We start from the raw sequence: 9814 nt of genomic DNA, 5'->3' as shown, positions 1-9814 counted from the left end.
ATTTTTCCAAGTCGTTAAATAATCACATCGGTGCGATTTGGTATTTTATCCATCATTACAATTTGTCATTACTTGTTTAGGACTACCAACAACTAATTGTCATCTAAGATGGGCGGGTTGATCGATATTTTGAATTGCTGCAAATATTATTGGTAAAACTCGCTCCTCCAAGCTCTCACGAACAATTTATTAAAATTATTTAATATTGTGACCACTGCCAGCAGGTCTGGTGTACAATAGCGATAATGGTTATCATTGTACAATAATCGAGGTCAAGTATGGTGACTGCTGGGGCGATCGAATCAGTTCCTGTTACCGTTCTCACGGGTTATCTCGGCGCAGGCAAAACTACGCTACTGAACCGCATTTTAACACAGGAACACGGCAAAAAAGTTGCAGTCATCGTCAACGAATTTGGCGAAGTAGGCATCGACAACCAACTGATAATTGATGCCGATGAAGAAATTTTCGAGATGAATAACGGCTGCATTTGCTGTACAGTCAGAGGCGATTTAATTCGGATTATCGGTAACTTAATGAAGCGGCGAGACAAATTCGATCACATAGTCATCGAAACCACAGGTTTAGCCGACCCCGCACCCGTAATTCAAACATTTTTTGTAGACGAAGATATGCGGGACAAATTGCTGCTAGACGCAGTTGTCACGGTAGTCGATGCCAAGCACATCTGGCAGCACTGGGACGCAGACGAAGCTCAAGAACAAATTGCCTTCGCTGATGTAGTTTTGCTCAACAAAACTGATTTAGTGACAGAGGAAGAATTGGCAGAATTAGAAAAGCGAATTCGCGCCATGAATGCAATGGCTAAAATTTACCGTACCCGCAACGCTGAATTAGGAATGGATGCTTTATTGGGTGTCAAAGCATTTGATTTGAATCGGGCATTAGAAATCGAACCCGACTTTTTGGGCGAACACATTCACGAACACGACGAAACTGTTACCTCAGTAGCAATAGTAGAATCCGGTGCCATTGACCGCAACAAATTCAGCGATTGGATGGAGGAATTGTTGCGAACTCAAGGCCCGAATATCTTTCGGACAAAAGGCATTTTGAATGTTGCCGCAGACAACAAGCGATTTGTTTTCCAAGGAGTACACATGGTGTTTGATGGCCGACCGGATAGACCTTGGAAAGCCACCGAAACTCCTAAAAATGAACTCGTATTCATCGGCCGCAACTTAAACGAGAATCAATTGCGAGATGATTTTCGGAAATGTCTGGTTTAACTGACATATTGAAGCATTTTTAATAAGCCTTTTAGGAACAGGCAAGATGCCTGTTCCACAAGAATAAAATTCATTTCTTGTGGAAGGGAACAGGCAAGATGCCTGTTCCACAGGAATAAAATTCATTTCTTGTGGAAGGGAACAGGCATCTTGCCTGTTCCACAGGAATAAAATTCATTTCTTGTGGAACGGGCATCTTGCCCGTTCTTAAGAAGATTGCAACATCTCAGATTCAATAACTATGGCTAACAAAAAGACAAATAAAAGTGAACTAACCCTGGAATTTCACGCCAAAGCAATGCTGTCTGACTACGTAACTGCTGTTACTTGGTCGCCGGATGGTACAACTTTAGCAGTCTGTTCTGCTGCAGGCGAAGTGATGCTGGCGGCAGTAGGGGCAGTTAATGAATTGTCATTGCAAACGCTACAAACTGCCACGGCTAAATCAGCCGATTGCTTGTCTTTTTCCCGCGACAGCCAATTCCTAGCTGCTGGCGGACAAGATGGAAAAGTGCGAATTTGGCGCGTTAATTCTGGGGAATTAATTGCTGATTTTGATAACCAGCGCGTTTGGGTTGATAAGTTAGCTTGGAGTCCCAACTGCAACCAGTTAGCTTTCAGTATGGGTCGCTACGTTCAAGTATGGAATGTTGAGGATAATGTTGTGGAAGTAACGCTGAATTTCGAGTCATCATCTATACTCGATTTAGCATGGCATCCGATGGTTCAATATCTGGCAGTTAGCGGCTATCAAGGTGTCAAAGTTTGGCATGGCGAAGACTGGGATGAAGACCCGGAAATTTTATCAGTACCCTCCGCAACAGGTGCAGTTTCTTGGTCGCCACAAGGGGAATATTTAGCTTGCGGCAATATGGACAATACTCTAATTGTTAATGAATGGGGCAATTTTGAACCCTGGGTAATGCAGGGTTTTCCGGGGAAAGTTCGGGAGTTAGCTTGGTCGGATAAAACTAATTCCTTGGGCGCGCCTTTGTTAGCTGCTGCGAGTTCGGAAGGAATTTCAGTGTGGGAAAAACACGCGGATGAAAGTGTCGGTTGGGATTCTTGGGGGTTAGAACTGCATGAAAAAGTGGTAAATGCGATCGCGTTTCAACCTAACACATTTTTATTAGCTTCCGCAGCCGCAGACGGTCAAGTTTGTTTGTGGGAGGAAGCAGAACGATTGCTGCAAATACTAGAAGGTGCAGAGGGTGGTTTTTCCTGTCTCGCATGGCATCCCGAAGGTCAGTTTCTCGCCGCTGGCGGCTGTGGAGGCGAATTGCTGGTTTGGTCATAAATCTATGGGCCGCAAAGGGTTCGGGCGGTGCTAAGTTCGCATAACGGGCGCACCAGTTTGACCAAAACATAAAAATTAAAAACTGGGTCTTGACAAAATGCTAGATTACAATAACATTTTAGTGGCTGCACTATCCTCAAAGGCGATCGACAATTATCACCCAACAGCAATTTCTCGAACAACTCCACAGTATTCTCGACCAAAACCACCTGCTGAAACACCCGTTCTACCAAATGTGGAACGAAGGTAAACTCTACCTCGCAATCGCACAACAGATAGAGTGCGTCCAGGACTGTTATCCTCTCTTTCTTGTCAAAATTCCTTGACTGGGACTGAACAGCAAAGCTACTAAAAATAACCCAAAAATAACTAATACAATTGCCGCACCAGAGGGCATATTCAAATAATAGCTGCAATACATACCAGTCACGCTAGCTGTAATCCCAATAAGTGATCCCAATCCCATCATTAAATGTAGCTCTTTTACTAACAAATACGCCGTTATTCCCGGCCCGATTAACAGAGAAATTACTAACAGCGCCCCCACAGTTTGCAAACTCGCAACAATCGTCAGCGTAATCGCCGAAATCATCCCGAAATAAATCCAGTTTACAGGCAAACCGCACGCTTGCGCCCCCAGCGGGTCAAAAGTATAGAATAGCAATTCTTTGTAAAGGAGTTTAACCGCTACCAAAATTATCAAAGTTATGACAAAAGTCTGCTGCACGTCAGCAGGTGCAACTGACAAGATATTCCCGAACAGAAAACCGTCTAGGTCTAATTTGGTTGTCCGCAACAGGCTAATCAAGGTGACGCTAATTGCTAAGAAAGTAGATAAAATTAATGCCATAACGGCATCAATTTTGAGGCGCGATTGCGATTGAATCCATGCCATAATTACCGCGCTGATAATTCCCGATATAAACGCGCCGATCGAAATATTGAAACCTAAAGAAAAAGCTACTGGCAATCCTGCTAATACCGAATGGGCAATCATGTCAACCATCATTCCCATTTGCTGTACAATTAAGTAGGAACCGACAACAGCACAGAGAATTCCTAGCAAAATGCCGACGGCGATCGCATTTCGCATAAACTCGAATTGTAGTGGCTCAATTAGTAGGTTTAACATTGAATTACATCAATAATAGGATTTTTTTAAATACAATAAACTGCACAGGCGGGACGCCCGTGCCACAATCAACTTTAAAGATAAATCTTTTTTTGCTTAGGCAGCAACTAAACTTAAATCGTATCCATAGGCTTTTTGAATATTGGCTGCGGTGAGAACTTCCCGGCAGGAACCCGTGGCAATTAACTGCTTGTTTAGCAATAATAAATTGTCGTACTGTTTTAAAGTTTCGCCTAAATCGTGGCTGATTACTAGCAAGGTTTTATTTTCAGCTTTGAGTTCGGCAAAAATATCGAAAATAATCTCTTCTGTTGCTTTGTCGATCGCGTTAAAAGGTTCGTCGAAGAAGAATAAATCGGCTTGTTGGGCGATCGACCTTGCTAAAAAAATCCGCTGCTGCTGTCCGCCAGACAATTCGCCAATTTGCCGATCGCGCAAATCCCACATTCCCACCCGCAGCAAAGCAGCTTTGACCAATTCTTGCGACTGCTTCGAGGGCGATCTAAACCAACCAGTCTGGACAGTTCGCGCCATCATCACCGCATTCCACACCGTAATCGGATAATCCCAGTCAATTTGCGATCGCTGCGGCACGTAAGCCACCCGCGACAACTGTTTCTTCAGCAGCCGCCCCTGATATTTCACCAAACCCCGACAGGCCGGGATCAATCCCAGCATCGCTTTCACCATCGTGCTTTTCCCCGCGCCGTTGGGGCCGAACACACCGGTTAATTGCCCGGGATCTAACTGGAAATTCACGCTGTTGAGGGCCGAAATTCCGCGATAATTGACAGCCAAGTCTTGCACTTCTAGCATAATTCGAGATTTTGAGAACGATTCTTGTTCGTACCTACTAGAATAGGATAACTCGAAAAAGCAATAACGATTATCGTTCCAAAGGTAAAAATGTTAAAGAAGTTGGCTGGAAAAACCCGCAGATTGTGCGGTGCGGCTGTTTTGGCGGTCGGCTGCGGACTGGCTGGGTGCAGTGGAGGACAGAATGCAACCAATCGGACACCAGAGAGTCCCGCCGCCAACTTGCCCAAAGTCGTCGCCACGACTGGCGTTATCTGCGACATAACTAAAGAAATTGCTCAAAGTTCGATCGACACCATCTGTCTGATCGAGCCCGGAGAAGACCCCCACGCCTATCAAACCAAGCCGGAAGACCGCAAAGCGATTGAAACAGCAAATCTGATTTTATACGGCGGCTACAACCACGAACCCAGCATCATTAAGTTAATTGAATCCAGCAGTAATTCCGCACCCAAAATCGCCGTACACGAACTCGCAGTTCCCAAACCGCTGATGGGCGAACACGAGCACGAACACGGTGAAGAGAAAGCGGAAAACAAACCCCACGCAGAAGGCGAAAAAGTCCCTGACCCTCACGTTTGGCATAACCCTCAAAATGGTATCCGTATGGTAGAAACAATTCGCGACGAATTGATCGAAGTTTCTCCCACCAATGCTCAACTTTATACTAAAAATGCAGCAAGCTTAACAGATGAGCTGCAAAAAATAGATACTTGGATAAAAGCTCAAATTGCGACCATTCCAGCTCAAAAACGCAAGTTAGTAACAACTCACGATGCTCTGACTTACTATGCCGATGCTTACGGTTTGGAGAATGCGGTCGCTTTGCAGGGTGTGACGACAGAGGAACAGCCCACCGCAGCAAGAATTGCCGAATTATCCTCAGAAATTAAGACAGCAGGAGTGCCGACAATTTTTGTCGAAACCACAACTAATCATAAGTTGATGGAGACTGTGGCGAGGGAGGCAAATGTCAAAATTTCGGACAAGGAACTTTACAGCGACGAGTTGGGCGGCCCCGGCACGGGTGCTGATACATATCAGGGGATGCTGAAAACTAATACTTGCGCGATTGCTTCTGGCCTCGGCGGTAATTGTACTGCCTTTGCAGGAGAAGCAACACCAACTCCCAAACCATAGACTTCGTAGGGTGCAGCAAGCACCTTACATTTACTGGGTACGCAGCAAAGGGCAGCGCTCGCAATCGCAGGGGTTTTCGATGGCCAACGCTGCGTTTGCTTCGATGGCTTTAGGGTGAATTTTCCCCATCGGTGCTGGGGGGTTTTTGCCCAATTCCCAATTGCTTCTTAGACGATTTTAAGTCTTTCCAAAGCGCCTTAATATCTTTATAGGCTTTCTCAGAGCTAATTTTTCCTCCAGTTTCCAGCGAGCAAATATAAGTTATTTTCTGAGCAAATTCCTGCAAGTTGGCATTAAACGCCAAGTTTTCTGGCGTGAAATCACCGTAGTAGCGATTGCGAGGATGTAAAAAATCTTCCCGCTCTTTCATTGCCCCCTCCTAATTTAACTTTTGGTATTCAACTTGTGGTTCGGTCTCTGCTGTTAATAGCACTATTTGTACTCAGTATCGCGACCCTAACTGGCTTCTATTGTATTGCGTAAGTAGCAATTGTGCTTTTTCGCTCTCTACTGAGTCTATTAATGCAGTCTTAACCTTAAATTAGCTTTATTTTAACTTTTCTTTAACCTAAAAGCCAAAAAAAAGGGAAATGCGCTGTTCGCATCTCCCTTTAGATATATTTTGCAGTTGTTGATTAACCTTTTCTGAAGCCGAATATTTATTTGTGGCACTCGCAGCCGGTGTGGCCGCAGCCGCTGCCGTTGGGGTGGCCCTCAGCGCAAGCACTCGAACAGTATTGTTTGCCGTCTTTTTCTATGGCGGAATTGGGGCTGACAACACACACGCAAGAAGGACACGCACATTTTGTTTGGGTTGCAGTAGTCATTTTACATTCTCCTGGTGGGTTTGTTTGTCTGTAATAATATCTGAACACATATTCAGATGTCTGTCAAGGGAATGTAAAAGTTTTGTTACAAAACGTTTGCCGATCGCACTAAAATGAAAATGAGAATTAAAACAAGCCTTGAAAAGATGTCACCCAACTCTGCTGTTAACGGAGCGATAAGTCAGTCTCACGAACAAAACGATACACCAACGTGCGATAGACCGCACCTAGTTGACAATGTGCGGGCCGGCGACATCCAAACACAAGTTCTCAACACCGCAAAAGCGCAGCGGATGGCTGAGTTTTTCAGTCTTTTGGGAGATGCGAACCGCCTGCGGCTGCTGTCGGTTTTGGCAAAACAAGAACTGTGCGTGTGCGACTTGGCTGCAGCGTTGAGTATGAGCGAGTCAGCAGTATCGCACCAGTTGCGCGCATTGCGGGCGATGCGGTTGGTAAGTTACCGCAAGGTTGGGAGACAAGTTTTTTATAGTTTACTCGATCGCCACGTTTTTGAACTTTACCAAGCAGTCGCCGAACACTTAGACGAATCCTAATATTATTCTCCTTCGATGGTGTGGCCCGTAGCCACAACAGCTTGTTTAATAGACTCATCAGAAGCTTTGGCTTCCACAGTAACAGTCTTAGCCGTTATATCCACCTTGACAGAAGCATCGGATTCAACAGTTTGGATAGCTTTGGTAATTGTATCACCGCAGCCAGAACAGACGATCGACGGAACTTTAAGTAGCAGTGCCATAATAAAAGCCAAATATTGTAGATGACAGTATTGATTGTGCTTTTATTTTAATCTAATTTCGCTTTCCAAGCAAAAGTCCGCCAGAATAAATTCTGACGCTACAAAAAGTAACTCCTCAGGTGCAGACTAATGACTAATGACTGATGACTAATGACTTAGTATCTGGTATGCACCGCCCAACGGCCGCGGCTACAGGTCGCAAACTAACAACTAAATCTACCATATCCGCTAAAGAAAGAGCTTGCCGCGCGTCAGAAACCGATTTTTCCGGTTGCGGGTGACACTCAACAATTAATCCGTCAGCACCGCAAGCAACCGCTGCTTTGGCTAGTGGTGCGACTAATTCTCGCTTGCCGACTGCGTGAGAAGGGTCTACAATTACTGGCAAGTGAGTTAACTGTTTCAGTGCTGCGACTGCACCCAAATCTAACACGTTTCGCGTGTAATTATCGAAGCTGCGGATGCCTCTTTCGCACAGAACTACATCAGGATTTCCGTGACTGAGAATGTATTCGGCGGCCATCACAAATTCTTCGATTGTGGCTGACAAACCGCGTTTTAGCAGGACGGGTTTTCCGGCTTGACCGATCGCCTTTAGTAACTCGAAGTTTTGCATATTCCGACTTCCTATTTGCAGCATATCAGCATAGGTAACAACTGGCTCGATTTGGGCGATCGACATTACCTCTGTCACCACGGGTAAACCGTAACGCCGGCTGACATCGGCTAAAATTTCGAGTCCCTCAATTCCCATCCCTTGGAAAGCATAGGGAGAAGTGCGGGGTTTGTAGACTCCCCCCCGCAAAGCTTGCACCGATGCTGCGGAGAGTTTGCTGGCGACTGTTTCCATTTGTTCTGAATTTTCCACGGTACAGGGGCCGCCGATGATTAACAATTCTGTGCCGCCGATAGAGACTGTTTCTGAGAGTTGAACAATTGTTTGGTGTTCGGGATGAGATTTGGTTACGAGTTTGGCTTCTAACATGAGGGAATTCTCCGGGAAATTTAAGTGGGTGGTTGACAACAAAAAACCCGGAACTTTTAAGAGTTCCGGGTTGGTGCGAAAAGACAGCGCGACAATTTACCCAGAACTCCTGTGGGGCCAAAAATAAAAGCCGTAATACCAGTTACTGAATAATGTCATCGGTGTTTTCGCTTGTACTGGATTGGTTGTTGGGAAAAGAACTAGAAAAAACAAAACCGCAGGTGTTAATCTGCGGTTCGCCCGGATGTTCACAGTGAATTATAAATTCACTCCGGGCGAACTTGGCTGTACCAAAAATAAAAATAGTTGTTGGCTGTGAACATAGGTGAAATGCTGCGATTTGTGGATTAAACACAATACTATTCGACAAGCTAGCACAGGGAGACTTGGATGTCAAGCATTGTTTGCAAAATGTAGGGAAACGGCATTGCCGTTTCTTCCGGGGCCGGAGACTTAAGCCGACTATCTGCCAGTCCGCGAGTCCGGCAGGGAATGAATTCCACGGGGCTTATAGCGAAAGTCCTCTCAAAGAGGACTGAAGAACTCATTAGTCCTCAGTCCTCATAGCGAGGACTTTCGCTTTGAGGCAGGGGTTTCAACCCCTGCCGGACTATCGGTTTTACCTTAAGTTAAAACCAATGGGTATTGCGGTTTCCGTACTATGATGTTAGTCCCAGCCGAAATCTCGATCGCACAATTCGGCTAGTCTTTGGTTGTGCGATCGATAATATACTCTTAATTGCTCGTATACGGTCTCGCTGACTGGGGGATATTGATTCGAGTTGTACTTTTCGTAGGTTTCTAGTTGGTGGGGCGGCAAGTCTAAAAATTCTAAAACCCTGTTGAATGTGCCGCAGGGATTGGTGTACAAGTCTTCGCTTTTCAGGATTAAGATTTGTTCCTTGGGAAATAGTTTCATCCAGGCTGGGAGTTGATCGGCGTAAATGCCACGGCTGAGATAGGTGTAGTGGCGGTGGTTGTAACTTTCATAGGTTGGGCTGGCTAGGAGTTTTTCAATTTCACCTTTGAGTCTTTCGGGTTCGCTGGCGATCGCACTTTCTAGGGACAGCGATTCGTATCCGATTTTTATATAGTAATGATAGTGGGAAATTGCGCGTTCTACAGGGTTTCTCAGCAAGGCGATTATTTTAACTTTGGGACATAAATCGTGGATTCGCTGGGGGACGCGAGGGTGAAAAATATAGTAGGGGCTGGCTTCTCCTGTTAGCTGGTATTCGCCGCTTTCTGGCTGGGGAAATTGGGAATAATACCAGTCGGCGCTTTGGTCGAAGTTGAGGTCGAAATAATGGATTTCTTTTTGGGTAGCGGCGGCGATTTTGGGATGTTGGATCAGGTAATTGTACAAGGATGTTGTGCCGCCTTTTTGGACGCCGATGATGATGAAATCAGGGGGGCTTGGAGTTTGTTTCATGGTTTGTGATAATATCTGAATATCGGTGTCCATTTAAGCGTCGAGCTGTCGCTCGATATAGCTTAGAGTCGAGATTAAATAGCCAAAATCGGGTAGTCCTCAACAAGTAATGACAAATTGTAATGATGGATAAAATACCAAATCGCACCGATGTGATTATTTAACGACTTGGAAAAAG

General features: G+C 45.3%; 13 protein-coding genes. 5 read left to right on the top strand and 8 right to left on the bottom strand.

All coding sequences use genetic code 11. From position 1 onward, the window contains the following. Positions 1 to 278 precede the first annotated feature (278 nt). The 3 genes from QUB30_RS32145 (at position 279) to QUB30_RS32135 (ending at position 2797) form a co-directional block, all read left to right on the top strand. Positions 279 to 1250, top strand: coding sequence for a GTP-binding protein (locus QUB30_RS32145; protein WP_333342159.1), 972 nt, complete (start codon positions 279 to 281; stop codon positions 1248 to 1250). A gap of 241 nt (positions 1251 to 1491) precedes the next feature. After that, on the top strand, positions 1492 to 2547 hold the full coding sequence (locus tag QUB30_RS32140) for a WD40 repeat domain-containing protein (RefSeq protein WP_333342157.1): 1056 nt from the start codon (positions 1492 to 1494) through the stop codon (positions 2545 to 2547). A 97-nt stretch (positions 2548 to 2644) separates the two neighbouring features. Then, positions 2645 to 2797 (top strand): hypothetical protein, encoded by a 153-nt coding sequence (locus tag QUB30_RS32135; RefSeq protein WP_333342155.1) that lies wholly within the window; start codon positions 2645 to 2647, stop codon positions 2795 to 2797. 45 nt (positions 2798 to 2842) lie between these two features. Here QUB30_RS32135 and QUB30_RS32130 read toward each other — a convergent pair whose 3' ends face one another. After that, positions 2843 to 3679: a metal ABC transporter permease gene (locus tag QUB30_RS32130; protein ID WP_333342153.1), complete on the bottom strand. Its 837-nt coding sequence runs from the start codon at positions 3677 to 3679 to the stop codon at positions 2843 to 2845. A 96-nt stretch (positions 3680 to 3775) separates the two neighbouring features. Continuing rightward, positions 3776 to 4495 carry a metal ABC transporter ATP-binding protein gene (locus QUB30_RS32125; protein WP_333342151.1) on the bottom strand — a complete coding sequence of 240 codons (720 nt, stop codon included), beginning with the start codon at positions 4493 to 4495 and terminating at the stop codon, positions 3776 to 3778. Positions 4496 to 4585: 90 nt separating this feature from the next. Between QUB30_RS32125 and QUB30_RS32120 the strand changes: the two genes are divergently transcribed. Then, positions 4586 to 5635 (top strand): metal ABC transporter solute-binding protein, Zn/Mn family, encoded by a 1050-nt coding sequence (locus QUB30_RS32120; protein ID WP_333342149.1) that lies wholly within the window; start codon positions 4586 to 4588, stop codon positions 5633 to 5635. A gap of 109 nt (positions 5636 to 5744) precedes the next feature. Here the strand turns inward: QUB30_RS32120 and QUB30_RS32115 are convergent, their stop codons facing one another. Both QUB30_RS32115 and QUB30_RS32110 read right to left on the bottom strand, forming a co-directional pair. Further along, positions 5745 to 6005, bottom strand: coding sequence for a DUF7219 family protein (locus tag QUB30_RS32115; RefSeq protein WP_333342147.1), 261 nt, complete (start codon positions 6003 to 6005; stop codon positions 5745 to 5747). Between the two features lie 289 nt (positions 6006 to 6294). Next, entirely contained in the window at positions 6295 to 6462 is a 168-nt protein-coding gene (locus QUB30_RS32110; RefSeq protein ID WP_333342145.1) for a metallothionein, read from the bottom strand. Positions 6463 to 6608: 146 nt separating this feature from the next. Here QUB30_RS32110 and QUB30_RS32105 point away from each other — a divergent pair, with 146 nt between their 5' ends. Further along, complete coding sequence (locus QUB30_RS32105) at positions 6609 to 7016, top strand: metalloregulator ArsR/SmtB family transcription factor (protein WP_333342162.1); 408 nt, start codon at positions 6609 to 6611, stop codon at positions 7014 to 7016. 2 nt (positions 7017 to 7018) lie between these two features. Here the strand turns inward: QUB30_RS32105 and QUB30_RS32100 are convergent, their stop codons facing one another. The 4 genes from QUB30_RS32100 to QUB30_RS32085 all read right to left on the bottom strand — a co-directional run bounded on the left by QUB30_RS32100 (position 7019) and on the right by QUB30_RS32085 (position 9636). Beyond that, complete coding sequence (locus QUB30_RS32100) at positions 7019 to 7219, bottom strand: heavy-metal-associated domain-containing protein (protein ID WP_333342143.1); 201 nt, start codon at positions 7217 to 7219, stop codon at positions 7019 to 7021. Positions 7220 to 7352: 133 nt separating this feature from the next. Continuing rightward, entirely contained in the window at positions 7353 to 8204 is an 852-nt protein-coding gene (gene aroF, locus QUB30_RS32095) for a 3-deoxy-7-phosphoheptulonate synthase (protein ID WP_333342141.1), read from the bottom strand. A 371-nt stretch (positions 8205 to 8575) separates the two neighbouring features. After that, positions 8576 to 8752, bottom strand: a complete 177-nt coding sequence (locus QUB30_RS32090) for a hypothetical protein (protein WP_333342139.1) — start codon at positions 8750 to 8752, stop codon at positions 8576 to 8578. A 119-nt stretch (positions 8753 to 8871) separates the two neighbouring features. Next, positions 8872 to 9636 carry a sulfotransferase domain-containing protein gene (locus tag QUB30_RS32085; RefSeq protein WP_333342137.1) on the bottom strand — a complete coding sequence of 255 codons (765 nt, stop codon included), beginning with the start codon at positions 9634 to 9636 and terminating at the stop codon, positions 8872 to 8874. Between the last annotated feature and the right edge of the window lie 178 nt (positions 9637 to 9814).

Source organism: Microcoleus sp. BROC3 (assembly GCF_036702515.1).
Classification (GTDB): domain Bacteria; phylum Cyanobacteriota; class Cyanobacteriia; order Cyanobacteriales; family Microcoleaceae; genus Microcoleus.
This window is presented reverse-complemented; position numbering and strand designations above follow the sequence as displayed.

Coding starts and splice junctions, on each gene's coding strand:
- aroF (WP_333342141.1), bottom strand. CDS start 8,204: ATGTTAGAAGCCAAACTCGTAACCAAATCTCATCCCGAACACCAAACA.
- QUB30_RS32120 (WP_333342149.1), top strand. CDS start 4,586: ATGTTAAAGAAGTTGGCTGGAAAAACCCGCAGATTGTGCGGTGCGGCT.
- QUB30_RS32125 (WP_333342151.1), bottom strand. CDS start 4,495: ATGCTAGAAGTGCAAGACTTGGCTGTCAATTATCGCGGAATTTCGGCC.
- QUB30_RS32085 (WP_333342137.1), bottom strand. CDS start 9,636: ATGAAACAAACTCCAAGCCCCCCTGATTTCATCATCATCGGCGTCCAA.
- QUB30_RS32105 (WP_333342162.1), top strand. CDS start 6,609: ATGTCACCCAACTCTGCTGTTAACGGAGCGATAAGTCAGTCTCACGAA.
- QUB30_RS32145 (WP_333342159.1), top strand. CDS start 279: ATGGTGACTGCTGGGGCGATCGAATCAGTTCCTGTTACCGTTCTCACG.
- QUB30_RS32115 (WP_333342147.1), bottom strand. CDS start 6,005: ATGAAAGAGCGGGAAGATTTTTTACATCCTCGCAATCGCTACTACGGT.
- QUB30_RS32090 (WP_333342139.1), bottom strand. CDS start 8,752: ATGAGTTCTTCAGTCCTCTTTGAGAGGACTTTCGCTATAAGCCCCGTG.
- QUB30_RS32140 (WP_333342157.1), top strand. CDS start 1,492: ATGGCTAACAAAAAGACAAATAAAAGTGAACTAACCCTGGAATTTCAC.
- QUB30_RS32100 (WP_333342143.1), bottom strand. CDS start 7,219: ATGGCACTGCTACTTAAAGTTCCGTCGATCGTCTGTTCTGGCTGCGGT.
- QUB30_RS32110 (WP_333342145.1), bottom strand. CDS start 6,462: ATGACTACTGCAACCCAAACAAAATGTGCGTGTCCTTCTTGCGTGTGT.
- QUB30_RS32130 (WP_333342153.1), bottom strand. CDS start 3,679: ATGTTAAACCTACTAATTGAGCCACTACAATTCGAGTTTATGCGAAAT.
- QUB30_RS32135 (WP_333342155.1), top strand. CDS start 2,645: ATGCTAGATTACAATAACATTTTAGTGGCTGCACTATCCTCAAAGGCG.